The organism is Pseudoalteromonas sp. T1lg10, assembly GCF_002964545.1.
Taxonomy (GTDB): domain Bacteria; phylum Pseudomonadota; class Gammaproteobacteria; order Enterobacterales; family Alteromonadaceae; genus Pseudoalteromonas.
The window spans coordinates 297,274-313,739 of sequence record NZ_PQBV01000018.1 but is presented as its reverse complement, the minus strand read 5'-3'; the positions used below and the strand labels follow the sequence as shown (position 1 = coordinate 313,739).

Genomic DNA, 16,466 nt, shown 5'->3' with positions numbered 1-16,466 from the left:
TGGCGGCATTATAACGGTTAATCAGTCGCGGCTGAATTGCTCCACATCGATCTCATGCTTCTTGATCAGTTTATAGAAGTCGCTGCGGTTACGCTTGGCCAATTTGGCTGCCTGAGCGACATTGCCATCCACCATTTTCAATACATTAATCAAATACTGGCGCTCAAACTGGCGCTTAGCCTCGTTTAAGGCAATGGGCGAGCTGGCTTCGAGCTCACACTGCAAGGCCATGGCCACCTGCTGGGCACTGATCAGCACCCCAGGGCTCAATGCCACCACCTGCTCCACTACGTTTTGCAGCTGGCGAATATTACCGGGCCAGTCGTGGCGCAAAAGCAAGTCCATGGCATCATCGCTGAAACGTTTCACCCCTTGCTGCTGACGAGCGGCAATTTGCTCACAAAAGTGATGCGCCAACAGGGAGATATCCTCTCGGCGTTCGCTCAAGGCTGGTAAACGCAGGTTCACCACATTTAAGCGATAGTAGAGATCCTCGCGGAAACTGTTATCACGGATTGCCGCAGGCAAATCCTTGTGGGTGGCCGACACCACTCTGACATTAACCGGAATTTCCTCGCTATGACCAACCGGGCGGATTTTTTTCTCTTGCAGAACGCGCAAAAGCTTAACCTGTAAATTCAACGGCATATCCCCTATTTCATCAAGAAACAAGGTGCCATTTTGGGCTTCGGAAAAGAGCCCCACATGGTCGGCGGTCGCACCGGTAAAGGAACCCTTTTTATGGCCGAACAACTGGGATTCCAAGAGCTCGGCGGGCACAGCGCCGCAGTTAATGGCAACAAAAGGGCCGGTGCTAACCGCACTGCTCTCATGCACGGCTCTGGCTAGCAGCTCTTTACCCGTACCGCTGGCGCCGGAAATCAATACATTCACATCCGTGGCTCCCACCATACGCACTTGCTCTAACAGGTGATACATGGTGGCACTGCGAGTCACTATATAGGGGTGACTTACTTGCTGAGCGTGCCCCTGCCCTTGACCATGCAGACGCACGGCTTTAGCCAGGGTGTCGATCAACTCATCCTTATCTATGGGTTTGGTCAAAAACGCAAAAATACCCTGCTTGGTGGCACGTACCGCATCGGGAATAGAGCCGTGCGCCGTCATCATTACCACGGGTAAGCTAGGATAAAGCTGCTGAATTTGTTCGGCCAGTTGCAAACCGTCGATATCGTCCATGCGCAAATCGGTCAGCACCACGTCAAAGGTTTGCTGCTGCAACTCACTCAAGGCTTGAGGGGCGCTGTTGGCCGTGGTCACTTCGTAGTTATTGGCCATCAGCCTTATGGTCAGTAGTTTTAATAAACTGACATCATCATCAACAAGTAAAACCCGTGCTTTAGAACTCATTATTATCCTCCTGCTGGGACGCACGTTGCAGCAATTGCTGCTCTATGGCCGCCAGCGACGACAAGGTCTTTTCCATTTTTTCCTGCATTTGCTGCTGCTCTTGGCGCAGCTTAGCAAGTTGCTGTTGTTGTTGGGCATTGGCCTGAAGCTGCTGCTTAAGCAACCAGAAATAACGGGCGCTGGACTCGGGCCAGTAATATTGACCGCTGATCACCTCAAGGTCGCTTAGTAGCTCGTCCGGGTTTGATTGGCCCCGTAAGCAGAGGCGGGCAAAAAATTGCTTCAGCCTCGGCGCCGCCACATATTCCTGTAACTCGGTGGCCGAGGTAAAACCGCCGCATTGCTGTGCATGCCATTGCACCAACTGCTCGGCACTGGGGTAGATGGGTTGTTGCTTAGGCCTGGGTTTAGGGTTGGGAGCCTGCTTTTCAAGCTCACCTAGGTGACTAGTCTCTCCCGCCGTTCTTGGGCCCGGCAACTGACAGCCCGCACTCAAGATGGGCACCAGTAACACGGCAACACACTTGGCAAATTTCAACATCTTGACTCCATTAGCAACTAAATTTAAGCCTAAAACAACTGCCCTGAGGTGAGCCTGAATGGATCTGCACCTCGCCATTGAGTTGGTTAACACATTCCTTGACTATGGATAACCCCAAACCACTGCCGGCCACGGCGTTGCGCTTGGCAGCCAGCCCCTGATAGAAGGCATCGAATAAACGCTCGCGCTCTGACTCCTTTATACCCGGTCCCTGATCGACTACGGCTATCTCCAGCTCTTGCTTATAACGCTCGATTTTTATCTCTATCTGCGCCCCATTGGGTGAAAACTTAATGGCATTGGAAACCAGTTGCACCAAGATCATTTGTAACAATTCACCATCAAGGGGCAACTCTTTAAGCTCCGCCGGGCAGCGCCATACCAAGGTTTGCTGACCCAACCGCAGGCGCTCGGCAAAGTGCTCCTGTACCTGAGCCTTTAACGTATCGAGTTGGCAGCCTTTATTACTCAGGGTCCGTGCCTTGATGGCGTTATAATTTAGCAGGTTTGTGATCATGCCATGAAGACGATCTGTGCTTTGGCTGATCAATTGCAGTACATCTTGCTGCTGCTCATTGATGGGGCCCACCAGCTGCTCCTGCAATAAATCACAGCCTTCCACCATGGAGGCCAAGGGCGTTTTTAACTCATGGGTCACATGGCGTAAAAAGGTATCTTTTTGCTGCTCCAGGCTTTGTAATTGCTGCTGCATCCAGTTAAGTTTTTGCCCCAGATCTCGCAGCTCTTTGGCACCGGTCAGTTGAATATCCACATCCCAATCGCCCTTACCTAGCTGACTTATCACTCGAGATAAATACCCGAGATTGCTGCTTAGGCGCCATAAATAACCACCACCGAGCAACAACACTATGGGCACCAGGGCCACCAGCCAGTTAATAAAGCTCTGTTGTAGATCTGTAAGCGCCTGTTGCGCCAGGTCGATCTGTTCCTTGGTATGAGTGTGCAACCAATTACCATGGCTGTTGATTTGTTGGCGCAGCGGTGAAAACAACTCGGCATTGGCCTGCTCCTGCTGCTCTATATTTTCTCGGCTGGCGACAAAATCCGCCTGCAATTGCTGCCAACGAACCAGCTCACCAGCCGAGGTGGCCGCCTTGGCCTGCTGCGTCAAAAGCGCATCGGCCTTATGCCATTGCTCATTCACCGCCTTACTAAGTTGCTCGCTTTTTAATACCCAATTTTGTAGCGTTGCCCGCTCCAGGGATTGAAACAGCTGCTTAAACTCATTGAATTGTTCATTCTTCTGGTAACTGCTTAATACCATCTGCTGGGTATTGACCATATGCTGGTCCAGGGCCTGTAAAAATACCACCACAACTAAGGCCAAAGGCACTAGCAGTATGGCCACGCCGATAAAGAATTGGGCGAACAGGCTGGGGCGCCAGTGCAGCATGCGAAAAATCACCATGACTCCTTGTTGCCAAAAAGAGAAAAACTAACTATTTGAAATTTAGTAGAAAAATTTAAAGAAACCATAAGCTGTTGCAAAATAGCTACAAACTATTCAGCTCAACCCTCACCTTAAAAATATAACCAACTGAAAAATATGAATTTTAAAAAACTGGCATTGAATTTGTTAGGAGAGCCACCCTGCGGTCTAAAGACCTTCACTTACATTTATAAATGAGTTTCAATTAAGCCACTATGAATTGGAGAATACCGTGCGACGTGTAGTATTGGTCGTAGCCTTAATTTTATGTGTTACCCTGGTAAGCGCTAAACAACCTTCGGAGTCTCACTCCGCGACGAATCAGCCAGCAGCAGTGCAGTCAGCGAGCCCATCGTTTAATCAGTTGGCAAGTCCGCAACAAACAATGCCGCATAATTTGCAGCTGGACCCCAAACAAATCGGTGAGCATGTCTTTGAATTGGCAGACGACGGCCTAAGTGGCCAACTTAATCTCAGCAATTAGGCGATTAATCTTATTCCATTTGGCCAGGTTCACAAATTTGGTTAGGCTAACAGCATAATATGCGTAACCTGTACGCTAGGATTTTTACATGAATAAAATTGCAGCATTAGTTTTAAGCACCTTGATGCTTGCCTTTGTCACCACTTCGGTGCAGGCCAGCAGTATCGAGTCGCGCTTTAAAGAATTAGACCGAAACCGTGACGGCGCTATCAGCAAGTCGGAAGCGGCGCAAGAGCCGGCCTTGTGGTCTCGCTTTAGCAGTTATGATCAAGATAAAGACGGTAAACTGTCGTTGCGCGAGTTTACCAATTACGCTCGTCAGTAAGGCGTGTCGCGCTGAGCTGTGACCTGCAGTTAGACAATAAAAAAAGCGCCGAGGGCGCTTTTTTTATTGTTCGGGCATTCTTATCCCTGTTCTTCACGCAAAAATACCGGCTCATTTTCCTTAACCGTAGCTTCGGCACTAAAGTAATAACCCGCTGTTGTAAACTCCTTAAGCTGCGCCAGGGTCTCAACCTTATTTTCCATAATATAACGGGCCATCATGCCACGCGCCTTTTTCGCGTAGAAGCTGATCACCTTATATTGACCATTTTTGCAGTCTTTAAATACCGGCGTAATAATGTCGGCGTTCAGTGCCTTCTTATCCACCGCTTTAAAATACTCATTCGAAGCAAGATTAATCAATTGCTTGGCACCACTTTGAGCCAAAACTTCATTGAGCTTTTCGGCAATAATACTGCCCCAGAACTGGTATAAGTTGGTACCTTTTGGGTTTTCTAATTTAGTCCCCATTTCCAAGCGGTAGGCCTGCATTAGATCGAGCGGCTTAAGTACTCCGTATAAACCGGAAAGAATACGCAAATGTCCTTGCGCATAATCCAGTGCATCTGCACTTAATGTACTCGCTTCAAGCCCGGTATACACATCACCGTTAAAGGCAAAAATAGCTTGCTTGGCATTATCGCTGTTAAAAGGCTGAGACCATTCGCTAAAGCGGGCGGCATTTAAACCGGCGAGCTTATCGCTTATTTTCATCAGGCTGCCGATTTGCTGCGGCGTTAAGTCGCGGCATACAGAAATCAATTCTTCACTGTAGGCGAGTAATTCAGGTTGACTGTGAGTTGCTACCGGAGCGGCAGTCTCATAATCAAGGTTTTTTGCTGGGGAAATAACTGTGATCATAAATGCTGTTGACTTGGCTCTACAATAGTGTCAATTTCAACATTAAATAAAGCAAAGATCACGCTTTATTAGAGGGTTCATGACCCTTAATCGGTCTGCGTGCCATACGCTCTCGCCAAAACGGCGGCGACCGGTTCATTTTGATGTTATTTACATGGCATCAATCCCCTGGCACGGACAATTGACCTCCCCATGGTTGTCACTAAGGTGCAACATTAACTACATAACCTATAAGTGTTTATCTATTTGCTATAGGCACAGACGATAAACCCAGTAGACGCTCTATGCTTGGAATGAGGAAAGCACATGACTACAGCACTACAAGAGTTGAAGCAGCATTCAACGATTGTTGCCGATACCGGCGATATTGAAGCAATACGTAAGCATCAACCCCAGGATGCCACCACCAATCCATCACTCTTACTTAAGGCCAGCGAAATCCCTGCCTACCAGCCCTATCTTGATAAGGCCTGGCAATATGCGCGCAGCCAAAGTGATGACACCAGCGCCCAGTTGGCACTGGCTTGCGATTACTTCGCCGTACTGATCGGCAAGGAAATCGCCGATATCGTTCCCGGTTATATTTCTACCGAAGTCGATGCGCGTCTGTCATTCGATACCCAAGCAAGCATAGCGAAAGCAAAACAACTGCTGGCCCTGTACGACCTTGAAGGGGTTAGCCGCGACAAGATTTTAATTAAAATCGCATCGACCTGGGAAGGCATTAAAGCCGCCGAGCAGCTAGAAAAGGAAGGCATTCGTTGCAACCTAACGCTGCTGTTCAGTGAAGCCCAGGCCCGCGCCTGTGCCGATGCTAATGTGTACCTTATCTCTCCCTTTGTTGGCCGTATTCTTGACTGGCATGTGGCCAATGGCATGGAAAAGCCAAGCGATCCGCTGGCGGATCCCGGGGTGCAATCGGTACGCAGCATCTATGAATTCTACAAAGGCCATGGTTATGAAACCATAGTCATGGGTGCCAGCTTTAGAAATACCGGTGAGATCCTGGCTTTAACCGGCTGCGATCGCCTGACCATAAGCCCGGCGCTACTTGAAGAGTTGGCTCAATTACCGGCGAATACGGAATATCAGCTGACATCACCGGCCAGTGTAGCAGCTAAACCAGCAGCCCTAAGCGAGAGCGAATTCCGTTGGTTGCATAACCAGGACGCCATGGCCACCGAGAAGCTCTCTGAAGGCATACGCGCCTTCGCCGAAGCGCAAGTGGCGCTCGAACGCCGCTTCTCTTCCCTCTAATTTTCTTCCAAAATATAACGCCAGCGACAGGCTGGCGTTCTCACACAATTACCCGGTAATAAAAACATCACTTTCCTGTAACTTAAAATAAACAATTTCGTTTTATTTTTGTACTTTCTATGGTATAGATTGATTGCGTTAGTTATACAGGAGAGTGTCATGGATAGTCTGAACGAACTACTAAAAATAATAGAAGGTCCAGAGGCGAGAAAGAATTCCGGTCGTAATAAAAAACGAAAGTGGCGCGAAATCGAAGCACTGAAAGATAAACAACGTTTACGTAAAGAACTACAAGAACTCGATCTATTCAGCGATACCATCGCCTTAGAAGAACTAGATTTCTAGTAAAAAAGGAGCATTTATTGCTCCTTTTTTTATGGCTTTTTATGGCATTAGCTTAGCTGGGCAAGCGCCAGTCTATGGGTTGTTTTCCTTGCTCTGTGAGCAGCTTATTGGCCTTTGAAAAGTGACCACAACCAAAAAAGCCTCGGTGTGCCGACAAGGGAGACGGGTGCGGCGCCTTAAGCACAAAATGCTTAGTGGTATCTATATGCTTGCCCTTCTTTTGCGCATGCGCGCCCCAGAGTAAAAAGACAATACCCTCACCTTGCTCATTTAGTGCGGCAATCACCTGATCGGTAAAATGCTCCCAACCAAGATGCTTGTGGGAATGAGCCTCGCCCTGCTCCACCGTCAGCACGGTATTAAGCAATAACACCCCCTGCTCGGCCCAGGACTGCAGATAACCATGATTGGGGATGGCAAAATCGGGAATATCCTGTGCCAACTCCTTATACATATTAGCCAGCGAAGGCGGCGCCTTAACCCCAGGCAATACGGAAAAACACAGACCATGGGCCTGATTTGGACCATGGTATGGGTCCTGACCCAAGATCACCACCTTTACATCGTTAAACTCGGTGGCGCGAAATGCGTCAAAAACCTGCTCTTTGGGCGGATACACGGCAACACCCGCATCGCGACGCTGCTGCACATAATCTAATGTCTCTTGAAAATAGGCCTGCTTTTTTTGCGCTGCCAATAAATCGGACCAGGATGTCATATAAGCTCTCGAATAAAAAAGACGGCTCCGAAGCCGTCTTGTTAATACTAGTCTTGTTAATACTAATCTTGTTAAAGCTAAAGCTAGCTTACCAAATTAACCGAGTTTCGCCAGCATAGCTTCACGCAACTGCGTATAGTCGGCGCTCATGGGTTCGGCTAAGCAGGGCTTAGCAAGGGCATCGGCCAGGGCCTTGGGCATTTCTAATGAAACACCCAAAATCTCTTCCACACTGTCTTTAAACTTTGCCGGATGAGCGGTGGCCAAAAAGATCCCCTGCTCGCCCGGGGCCAAATCCGTCTTTAATCCCTGATAGGCAATCGCGGTGTGCGGCTCGGCCAGATAGCCTAGCTGCTGCAACTCGCGCATTGCCGCCGCAGTGGTTGCTTCGTCCACACCATGAGAGAAAAAGTCGTTATAGCTAAACTGGCCACTGTCGAGCATCACCTGCACCCGCGGCCAGTTATTTGGCCGACTCACATCCATGGCATTAGACAGGGACTCCAAAGTCTCATTGGGCTGCCATTGTTTGGACTCAAGGTAACGCGGTACGGTATCGTTTTGGTTAGTGGTGGCCGACAACTTGCTGATAGGCAAGCCGATCACCGCCGCTATCATGGCCGCACAGACGTTACCGAAGTTACCACTGGGCACGGAAATATGTGCGCTCGCTCTTTGCTCTTTCGGCAGTTGCGCCACTGCCTCAAAGTAGTAGCAGACCTGCGCCAATAGTCGGCTGATATTGATAGAGTTGGCCGAGTTAAGGCCAAGTCGCGATTTCAGCTCTTCATCCAAAAAGCCCTGCTTGACCATGGCCTGGCAATCATCGAAGGAGCCTTTAACGCTGTAACAATGTACATTGCCGCCAAGGGTGGTAAACAGCTTTTGTTGTGCCTCGGAGATCTTGCCCTCGGGATAGAGGATCACCACATCGACATTCTCTTTACCATAAAAGGCATGAGCCACGGCGGCTCCGGTATCGCCACTGGTGGCGGTTAAAATAGTAACCTTCTCGCCCTGACTAAACTGCGCCAGACATTGGGCCATATAGCGTCCGCCAAAGTCTTTAAAGGCCAGAGTCGGACCGTGAAACAGCTCTAAACAATGGAGGTTATCGGCGACCTTGACCAAGGGCGCAGGGAAGGTAAAGGCCCCCGCGACCATGTGCGCCAGGGTGTCATCGCTCAATTCATCCCCTAACAGATGACGCAATACCTTGGCACTGCGGGTAACAAAGTCGAGTTCCAGTAAGGCATCAACATCCGCCAAGGGCGTCAGCTCGGTAGGGAAAAACACCCCTTGATTGCGACCTAGGCCAGTTTTTACCGCCTCAACAAAAGACACCACCTGCTCATTATCTTGCAAATTATATAACTGCATTACCCTAGTTCCTCATTCAATTCTCTGGTGCCGGCCCAATCGAGTTGGCAAATATGGCTAAAACCTTGTTCATTAATATAGTGGTCGCTGAGCCACTGCTGGCACAGCTCGGCGCTGGCGAGGTTGTCGCATAGCGCAAACAGTGTCGGCCCGGCGCCAGAAATACTGACCGCTTTGGCGCCTAGCTGTAACAGCGCCTGTTGCGCCGCGCTAAAGCCTTCGATCAATTGCGCCCTATGTGGCTCGGCCACAGTATCTATCATGATCGACAGCGCCTCTTCGCTGCGCTGTTGCAGCATCAAAGTACAAAAAGCGCTAAGGCGCTGAGCAAATTCAACACTGTGGTGCATATCCAGCTGCTTTGGCAGCACCGCACGCGCCTTGGCGGTGTTAAGCGTAAACCCGGGAAAAGCCACCACCGGATACCAGTTATCCGGGGTCATAATGGCCAGAGACTTACCTGGAATAAGCTCCGCCGTCAGTTGCAGGCCACCCAAATAACAAGGGGTGATATTGTCGTAATGGCGGCCGCCGCTGACCTTGGCCTCAAAGTCGGCCATCAGCTCGATCAGAGCCTCATCACTGAGCCCGGTGCCGGCAAACTTATCCAATGCAGCAATAGTTGCCACCACAGAGCAGGCACTGGAGCCCAATCCTGAACCTACGGGCAGGTTTTTTACCAGCTCTAAACGCACCGCCGGCATATCCGGAGCCACCGCCTGTTTAAAATGCTGCAAACACATATAGGCCAGGTTTTGCTCTGCCTGTGCCGGTAGCTTATGGGCATAAAGCCCGGAGCAGACAAACTCAGTGGTCGTGCTGGCACTGACCTTGACCAGATCACCGAGCAAACTGCCGTCAATTGGCGCAATGGCGGCGCCAAGGGCATCAAAACCCACGGCAAAATTACCTATGGAAGCCGGAGCATATACTTGAATCATCAGATGTCCTTATCGCGGTAATGTTTTAAGAATATCGGCGAAAACCCCCGCCGCCGTAACTTCGGCACCGGCCCCATAGCCACGGATCACAAAGGGTCTTGGCTGATAATACTGACTCAAAATGGCCAGCGCATTTTCGCCATCACGAATATCGAATAAGGCATGATTGCTATCCACCGCTTCAATGCCAACCTTGCAGCGCCCCTTGTCTATGCTGCCGACATAACGCAGCACCTTACCCTCAGCCTTGGCGGAGGACACCTTGTCGGCAAAATCGCTGTCGAGCTCGGGCAGCTTAGCCATAAACTCATCGACACTGAGACCATTAGCAAAGCCTAGCGGCAAGACAGACTCAACTTCTATATCTTCAAGTTCGAGTTCCAATCCGGCTTCACGGGCAATGATCAACAACTTGCGGGCAACATCGGTACCGGACAAATCATCACGGGGATCCGGCTCGGTAAAGCCACTTTCTTTCGCCTTGATGGTCGCCTCGGACAAGCTTAAGCCATCGCTCAGCACCCCAAACATATAAGACAAGGAACCAGACAGAATGCCGCTAAAGTGCAACAGCTGGTCGCCGGCGCCAAACAAAGACTGAAGATTATCGAGTACGGGTAAACCGGCACCGACATTGGTTTCATAAAGGAAGCGTCGGTTATTGCGCTGCGCCGCTTCTTTTAACTGCCAATAATAGGCTTGCGAGCTGGTATTGGCCTTTTTATTGGCGGCGACCACATGGAAACCGGCATTTAAGAAAACAACGTATTGATCCGCCAGCGCCGCCGCTGAACTGCAATCGACGATCACCGGGTTGATTAGGTGATGCTGTTTTACGAATTGTTCCAGATATTTCAGGTCAAACTCCTGTGCCGTTTGCTGCAACTGCGTTGGCCATTGCTGCAAATCTATCCCCTCACCGTTTAGCAGCATCTGCCTTGAGTTGGCTATGCCGCGCACCTTTAACTTGATATTGCGCGCGTTCAGCCACTCTTGCTGCTTCTCTACCTGGCTCAACAATTCGCTGCCCACCAGGCCACAACCTAACAGGAAAACATCAATGGACGGCATATGAGTAAAGAAGTTTTCATGGCACACCTTCACCGCATCGTTACACAGCTCGCCATCGATCACCGCAGAGATCGAGCTTTCCGTGGAGTCCTGGGCAATGGCCACTATATTCACTTGTGCCTGCGCTAAGGAAGCAAAAAACTTGGCAGCCAAGCCCTTATGAGCACGCATATTGTCACCCACCAGTGTCACAATGGCGAGGTGGCGCTGTACCTGCACCGGCTCGATAAGCCCGGCCTTGGCTTCAAGCTCAAAGGCCTGCTCAAGCGCCCTTAGTGCAAGAGCAAGGTCCTGCTGGTACACACAAAAACTAATGCTGAACTCACAGCTCGATTGGGTGATAAGCACGATGGAAACATTATCCATCGCCAGTGCGGTAAACACCTTGGCCGCCATACCCACCTTGCCCTTCATACCCGGGCCAGACACAGTCAGCATGGCCAGGTCCTGTAAACTGGAAATGGCTTTCACAGGCTCAGAAGAACGCGCCTCATCGCTGATCAGCGAACCTGGAAGCGAAGGTGCATGGGTATTTTTAATCTCACAGGGCACGCCTGCTTTGGCACAGGGCATTATGGTCTTGGGGTGCAACACCTTAGCGCCGAAATAAGAGAGCTCCATGGCCTCTTTATAAGAGAGATGATCAACCTTAGTGGCGCCCTTGATATAACGGGGATCAGCGCTGTAAACACCATCCACATCGGTCCAAATTTGGCAAACCTCAGCCTCCAAACAAGCCGCCGCCACCGCCGCTGAATAATCCGAGCCATTGCGCCCCAGCGTAGTTAATCGCCCCTGCTCATCGGCGCCGGTAAAGCCTGGCATTATGTATACTTTTGCCGGGTTGGCATGCAAATACTGCTGCATCAGCTGTTTTGATACATCGAGATCCACTTCCGCATCCATAAAGCCACCATGTGAGCGCACCACCTGATCCGCGGGTACGCAGTGGGCTCCGAGGTCGGCCAGCAGGGCCTGCATCAAGGCCACACTGATACGTTCGCCAAAGCTGATGATATAACTGTGCACCGCATCCGGACATTCCCCCAACAGAGCAATGCCGTCAAGGCGGCGCTTCAGCTCCTGAAAGTCGGGCCATGAATCGGGCGCCTGAGCCAGTGCTGTAACCTCAGATTTTAACCCCTCGGCACGGGCGCACAGGGCCTGCCAGGGAATACTGTAATCCTGCCCGGACTGCGCCAGTTCGCTTAAGGTCACCAGAGCATCTGTCATGCCTCCTGGTGCCGACAATACCAGTAACATTTGCTCCTTCAGCTCGGCGCGCACTATGGCGCTAACCCGAGCTAAGCAATCCGCATCGGCCAGTGATGACCCGCCAAATTTCAATACCTGCATAACTTCCTCATTCCCGTTTAACTGCAATTATTCTGCTGATGACGCCCTTTTAGGACCCCAAAAAAAAAAGGCCCATGCAATAGAGCATAGGCCTTTTTTTCTTCGCGCACCGACCCATGCCACTATCCGCTACGGATGGTGGTGGTAATAATGATGGTCAGTGTTGCGTAATTTGTATTCATGCTTTTAGACTGCCCGAAAATGACTATTTCTGTCAACAGCAATATTTAACAAATAATATGCTTTTTTCTTATATCCAAAACAATACGTAGAAATACTTATGCAAATTGGCGGCCGAAGTTGTAAAGTGCTTGAGCATCTTGCTATGACAGGCAAACGCAACGACCTCACCTTGTGCTGTTAACTTAGAATACAAAGTACAAGTTTGCCCTGGGCGCAAAACCGCGCCGCGAAAATATTTGCTTTTGTTAAACGCCTGTCAATAAGCTATTATTTTGTATGTTTTTTAAAATCCTTAGCGCTATTTCTGCGAGGATATAGCGGCACCAAATACAAACTCAACATCGGAGTTTTGTCACCGCCTTTTTTTAGTTGCACAGGGCCAAGTTCAAACATGTTGCGTAACAGTCTGTCGAAAAAACTCCTTACCAGTGTTTTATCCGTTTACTTTGTGCTGACCTTTGTGGTGACCTGCGCACAGATATATGCCGAATACTTCAACACTAAAAGCTATATCCGCAGCGAATTGCAGATTTTGCAACAAACCTTTAGCGGCAGCTTGACCCGTGCCATCTGGGAGCTCAATACAGATCAAAGCGTCACCATAGCCGAGGGCCTTATTGCCATTCCCATGGTTGAGGGCATCATAGTGCGTGACGACAGCGGCGAGGTGATCTCGCAACTCGGTCGCTCCTTAGATAGCCGTGAACGCAAAGCTAAACCTCTGGCGCAAGACACTGTTATGATTGAAGATACGCCGTCAGGCCTGTTTGGCTATACCTTTCCTCTGGTATTCGAATTTTCCGGCCGTGAAACCCAGGTTGGCGATGTCACCTTGTTTTCCAGTCGTGACGTGGTGGTCAGCCGAATTATGGTTTCCATTTATCTGCTCGTGGGTAACGCCATGATCAAAACCACCTTTTTGATCCTGCTGTTTTTACTGGCTTTTAGAAAACACCTGACCTTGCCTTTGCAGCAATTGACGGAGCAAATCGAAGAGGTTGAGCCGGATGCCATCGAAGACACCCGGATTAAACTCGATACCCATAAGCAAAACGAACTCCACGTCATGGCACAGGCCTTTAATAACCTGATAGCCAAGGTGGTCGAATACCGCAACAAGCTAAAATACACGCAAAAAGAATTGCTCAAGAGCAACGAAAAACTCGACCAACAGAATATTGAGCTCGAGCAAGAAGTAGCCCGTAAGACCTCTAATCTCAGCCAGGCCATGATGGATCTGCAACAACAAAAATATGAGCTGGAAAAACAAAAGCTTAATCTTACCGAAGAAATTGAACTGAGGCGCCAGACCGAACAGGAGCTGCTTGCCAAACAAAGAGAAATGCTGCGCTATATGGATGAGCTTAACAACACGCAGGAGCGCTTACTCGGCTCGGAGAAAATGGCAGCTCTTGGCGGCCTGGTTGCCGGCATTACCCACGACATCAATACTCCCGTAGGCATAGGGATCACCGCCACCTCATTTTTACAAGAACGCCTTAATGAGCTGGAACAGGCGCACGAAAAACAAACTCTGACGCCAGCCGAATTGGCGCAATTTATTGGCGAGGCAAAACAAAGTACCGAGTTGCTTGGCAATAATCTTGCCCGCGCTAACGAGCTGATTGCCAGCTTTAAGCAAATCGCCATAGATCAAGCCAGCGAAGCGGTGCGCACCATTAACTTAAAAGAATACCTTGGCGAGGTGATCCGCTCCTTGCATCCAAAACTGAAAAATACAGAACATAAAATCAATATTCAGTGCCCGGATGACCTTATCCTTAACTTACCCGCCGGTGCCATTAGCCAGATTTTTACCAATTTAATTATGAACTCGCTGATCCATGGCTTTGAACAAACCAAGCACGGTCATATAGATATACTGATCCGAGAACAGGATGAGCGGGTATTAATCGAATACAGAGACGATGGTTGCGGCGTCAATGCGATGCAACTGGAACAGCTATTCAACCCCTACTTCACCACTAAGCGGGACCAGGGCGGCAGCGGCTTGGGCACCCATATTACCTTTAACCTGGTAAAACAAACCCTGTGCGGCGAGATATCAGTCAGCAGCACACCTAATCAGGGGTTGCAGTATTTCATCTCGCTCCCGAAAGACCTGCCAAAACCCATGCTAATGTTTAATTAGCGACGCCACTCCGTTATGATGGCGGCACTATAAATTTGCGCCTTTGGCGCTCCATGGAAGTATATTTATGTGGTTTAGTAACCTAATTTGCTATCGTTTTAAGCAAGAGATCAGCTATCAGCAAGAAGACTTTGACAAGGCTCTGGAGCAGGATTTATTCCGCCCCTGTGGCAGTCAGGATCTGCACACCTTCGGTTGGACCAAGGCCCTGGGCAAGCATGGCCAAACATTAAGCCACTTTTCTAAAAACTCGATTCTGGTATGCGCCAAGCGCGAAGAAAAAGTACTACCGGCTGCGGTCGTTAACGACATGCTGCAGGAAAAGGTAGAACAACTGGAAGTACAGGAAAACCGCCGAGTAAACAAAAAGGAAAAGGATGAGCTTAAAGAGAATATCCTTAATACCCTGCTGCCTCAGGCCTTTAAAAAGTCGAGCCTGCAATATGCCTTTATCGATATGGAAAATGGTTGGGTAGTCGTCAATAGCGGCAGCTTTAACAAGGCCGAAGAGCTACTGGCGCTGCTACGTAAATCATTGGGCACCTTGCCCGTGGTGCCCGCCTTTGCCAACTATGACCTGGGTTTATTCCTTACTTCCTGGTTAAAAGACTTTAATGCCCCGGAAGGCTTTGCCATCGGCCTTGACGCCGAGTTGCAGGATCCGGATGACAATGGCGCCCAAGTCAAGCTTAAGGGCCATGACCTGGCCACTGACGAGGTGAAAAACCATTTGGACAATGGCAAGGAAGTCACCAAGCTGGCATTGGAATACCATGAACGCATCAAGTTTATGCTGCAAAACGACGGTTCGATTAAACGCGTAAACTATGCCGAGGTATTAAAAGAAGAAAATGCCGATATTCCAAAAGAAGATATGGCGGTGAAACTGGATGCCGACATTATTCTGGCATCGGAAGAAATCAAGGAATTACTTGAAGCCTTAACCAAAGAGCTCGGCGACGCCAAAGATCTGTAAGGCTTAAATGTCGGTGCTTTGCGCCGACAAATAGTGTAGGTCGGTGCTTTGCGCCGACAAGTTTAACCATGTGGCTTTTTGTCGGCCTGAAAGACCGACCTACAACTATGGCGGCAAAGGCCGACCTACAAGCACGGCGGCAAGGCCAAGCTATAAAAACACCTCATAGGTATCTTTGACTAACTCCTGATACTCGTCCTCGGCAAACAGTGCATGCGATGGAATAATGCCCTTATCCACATACACCTGCAGTGCCGCCGTTTTATCTGAGACCTGCAAAATGCCTTCAAGAATCGCTCCCAGACGCACAAAGTCAACAAACTCTATGTCCTCTGGGCGATAGTTTGGATCGCACCACAGCTTAGCAAGCTCAACAAACTCCTCGGAAAAACCCCATGCTGTTAAGGTAGCGGCACCGATGCAACCGGCCAGTTTTTGAATGGCATGAGCGAGAAAGCAAGGGTTCGCAAACACCTCTGGGTGTTTTTCCGCTTCGGTTAAAATCGGCACAATCCCTATGTTGTATGTGAGCGCCGCCAGAGTGATGGTGTCTGCGTTAATGCGAGCGTGTTGCTGCTGCTCACGAAATTGCTGCACCAGCACCATGGCATGACAAGCAGCCTTATTGGTCTTCTGCCAGGCCGTATCCATATACCCCTTGATCACGGGGTTTTGCGACACAAACAACTGCTCCATGGCCATCGCCGTAGCGATATTCTTAATTGGCCCTAAGCCGACACATGTCACCGCCTGATTAACCCCAGTCACCTTCACCGAGCTGTTCATTAAATTACTGTTGGCGAGCTTAATGATGCGCGCTGCCAAGGCTGGATCTGTGGCAATCATATCGGCCATGGCGTGCGAGGAAATATCCGGATCATCGGCACTGGCACGTACTTTTAAGGCCACTTCGGGCAGGGAAGGTAGTATCAGGGTCTCGCTGTTGATGCGATCAACCAAGATGGTAAACAAGGCATTTTCGGTAGACATTATCCGGTATCCTTTCTCAGCAACGCGAACGCTCTTCTTGTTTCTGTTTATAAGTTAGCGAGAAAG

15 protein-coding genes are annotated in these 16,466 nt (G+C 49.6%); 6 read left to right on the top strand and 9 right to left on the bottom strand.

Translation table 11 applies throughout. The annotated features are described in order from the left end of the window. Positions 1-21: 21 nt before the first annotated feature. From C2M17_RS07710 to C2M17_RS07700, 3 genes are read right to left on the bottom strand one after another with little or no spacing between them, the layout of a single operon-like run. Positions 22-1,371, bottom strand: a complete 1,350-nt coding sequence (locus C2M17_RS07710) for a sigma 54-interacting transcriptional regulator (RefSeq protein ID WP_105200246.1) — start codon at positions 1,369-1,371, stop codon at positions 22-24. Continuing rightward, complete coding sequence (locus C2M17_RS07705) at positions 1,361-1,912, bottom strand: hypothetical protein (protein ID WP_105200245.1); 552 nt, start codon at positions 1,910-1,912, stop codon at positions 1,361-1,363. Before C2M17_RS07705 ends, C2M17_RS07710 begins: the two co-directional genes overlap by 11 nt. A gap of 10 nt (positions 1,913-1,922) precedes the next feature. Further along, positions 1,923-3,341 carry a sensor histidine kinase gene (locus tag C2M17_RS07700; protein ID WP_105200244.1) on the bottom strand — a complete coding sequence of 473 codons (1,419 nt, stop codon included), beginning with the start codon at positions 3,339-3,341 and terminating at the stop codon, positions 1,923-1,925. A gap of 253 nt (positions 3,342-3,594) precedes the next feature. Here C2M17_RS07700 and C2M17_RS07695 point away from each other — a divergent pair, with 253 nt between their 5' ends. Beyond that, on the top strand, positions 3,595-3,846 hold the full coding sequence (locus tag C2M17_RS07695; protein ID WP_105200243.1) for a hypothetical protein: 252 nt from the start codon (positions 3,595-3,597) through the stop codon (positions 3,844-3,846). 88 nt (positions 3,847-3,934) lie between these two features. Continuing rightward, positions 3,935-4,171, top strand: a complete 237-nt coding sequence (locus C2M17_RS07690; RefSeq protein ID WP_105200242.1) for an EF-hand domain-containing protein — start codon at positions 3,935-3,937, stop codon at positions 4,169-4,171. A gap of 80 nt (positions 4,172-4,251) precedes the next feature. On the opposite strand, the gene yaaA is transcribed toward C2M17_RS07690, so the two are convergent. Beyond that, positions 4,252-5,031, bottom strand: a complete 780-nt coding sequence (gene yaaA / locus C2M17_RS07685; protein WP_105200241.1) for a peroxide stress protein YaaA — start codon at positions 5,029-5,031, stop codon at positions 4,252-4,254. A gap of 306 nt (positions 5,032-5,337) precedes the next feature. On the opposite strand from yaaA, the gene tal reads away from it, so the two are divergent. Continuing rightward, complete coding sequence (gene tal / locus C2M17_RS07680) at positions 5,338-6,288, top strand: transaldolase (protein WP_105200240.1); 951 nt, start codon at positions 5,338-5,340, stop codon at positions 6,286-6,288. A gap of 159 nt (positions 6,289-6,447) precedes the next feature. Continuing rightward, entirely contained in the window at positions 6,448-6,633 is a 186-nt protein-coding gene (locus C2M17_RS07675; RefSeq protein WP_105200239.1) for a DUF3545 family protein, read from the top strand. Positions 6,634-6,685: 52 nt separating this feature from the next. On the opposite strand, the gene ung is transcribed toward C2M17_RS07675, so the two are convergent. The 4 genes from ung to thrA form a co-directional block, all read right to left on the bottom strand. Further along, entirely contained in the window at positions 6,686-7,351 is a 666-nt protein-coding gene (ung, locus tag C2M17_RS07670; RefSeq protein WP_105200238.1) for a uracil-DNA glycosylase, read from the bottom strand. 96 nt (positions 7,352-7,447) lie between these two features. Further along, the gene (gene thrC / locus C2M17_RS07665) at positions 7,448-8,731 is read right to left on the bottom strand and encodes a threonine synthase (protein WP_105200237.1); all 1,284 of its coding nucleotides are present in this window, start codon (positions 8,729-8,731) and stop codon (positions 7,448-7,450) included. Continuing rightward, positions 8,731-9,672, bottom strand: a complete 942-nt coding sequence (gene thrB / locus C2M17_RS07660) for a homoserine kinase (RefSeq protein ID WP_105200236.1) — start codon at positions 9,670-9,672, stop codon at positions 8,731-8,733. Before thrB ends, thrC begins: the two co-directional genes overlap by 1 nt. Positions 9,673-9,681: 9 nt before the next feature. Then, positions 9,682-12,099 (bottom strand): bifunctional aspartate kinase/homoserine dehydrogenase I, encoded by a 2,418-nt coding sequence (gene thrA / locus C2M17_RS07655; RefSeq protein ID WP_105200235.1) that lies wholly within the window; start codon positions 12,097-12,099, stop codon positions 9,682-9,684. Positions 12,100-12,673: 574 nt separating this feature from the next. Between thrA and C2M17_RS07650 the strand changes: the two genes are divergently transcribed. Both C2M17_RS07650 and rdgC read left to right on the top strand, forming a co-directional pair. After that, positions 12,674-14,434: a sensor histidine kinase gene (locus C2M17_RS07650; RefSeq protein WP_105200234.1), complete on the top strand. Its 1,761-nt coding sequence runs from the start codon at positions 12,674-12,676 to the stop codon at positions 14,432-14,434. A 67-nt stretch (positions 14,435-14,501) separates the two neighbouring features. Beyond that, the gene (rdgC, locus tag C2M17_RS07645) at positions 14,502-15,410 is read left to right on the top strand and encodes a recombination-associated protein RdgC (protein WP_105200233.1); all 909 of its coding nucleotides are present in this window, start codon (positions 14,502-14,504) and stop codon (positions 15,408-15,410) included. A 150-nt stretch (positions 15,411-15,560) separates the two neighbouring features. Here rdgC and C2M17_RS07640 read toward each other — a convergent pair whose 3' ends face one another. Beyond that, complete coding sequence (locus tag C2M17_RS07640; RefSeq protein WP_105200232.1) at positions 15,561-16,400, bottom strand: HDOD domain-containing protein; 840 nt, start codon at positions 16,398-16,400, stop codon at positions 15,561-15,563. Positions 16,401-16,466 lie beyond the last annotated feature (66 nt).

Coding starts and splice junctions, on each gene's coding strand:
- C2M17_RS07640 (WP_105200232.1), bottom strand. CDS start 16,400: ATGTCTACCGAAAATGCCTTGTTTACCATCTTGGTTGATCGCATCAAC.
- ung (WP_105200238.1), bottom strand. CDS start 7,351: ATGACATCCTGGTCCGATTTATTGGCAGCGCAAAAAAAGCAGGCCTAT.
- C2M17_RS07705 (WP_105200245.1), bottom strand. CDS start 1,912: ATGTTGAAATTTGCCAAGTGTGTTGCCGTGTTACTGGTGCCCATCTTG.
- C2M17_RS07700 (WP_105200244.1), bottom strand. CDS start 3,341: ATGGTGATTTTTCGCATGCTGCACTGGCGCCCCAGCCTGTTCGCCCAA.
- C2M17_RS07710 (WP_105200246.1), bottom strand. CDS start 1,371: ATGAGTTCTAAAGCACGGGTTTTACTTGTTGATGATGATGTCAGTTTA.
- yaaA (WP_105200241.1), bottom strand. CDS start 5,031: ATGATCACAGTTATTTCCCCAGCAAAAAACCTTGATTATGAGACTGCC.
- C2M17_RS07675 (WP_105200239.1), top strand. CDS start 6,448: ATGGATAGTCTGAACGAACTACTAAAAATAATAGAAGGTCCAGAGGCG.
- tal (WP_105200240.1), top strand. CDS start 5,338: ATGACTACAGCACTACAAGAGTTGAAGCAGCATTCAACGATTGTTGCC.
- rdgC (WP_105200233.1), top strand. CDS start 14,502: ATGTGGTTTAGTAACCTAATTTGCTATCGTTTTAAGCAAGAGATCAGC.
- thrA (WP_105200235.1), bottom strand. CDS start 12,099: ATGCAGGTATTGAAATTTGGCGGGTCATCACTGGCCGATGCGGATTGC.
- C2M17_RS07650 (WP_105200234.1), top strand. CDS start 12,674: ATGTTGCGTAACAGTCTGTCGAAAAAACTCCTTACCAGTGTTTTATCC.
- C2M17_RS07690 (WP_105200242.1), top strand. CDS start 3,935: ATGAATAAAATTGCAGCATTAGTTTTAAGCACCTTGATGCTTGCCTTT.
- thrC (WP_105200237.1), bottom strand. CDS start 8,731: ATGCAGTTATATAATTTGCAAGATAATGAGCAGGTGGTGTCTTTTGTT.
- thrB (WP_105200236.1), bottom strand. CDS start 9,672: ATGATTCAAGTATATGCTCCGGCTTCCATAGGTAATTTTGCCGTGGGT.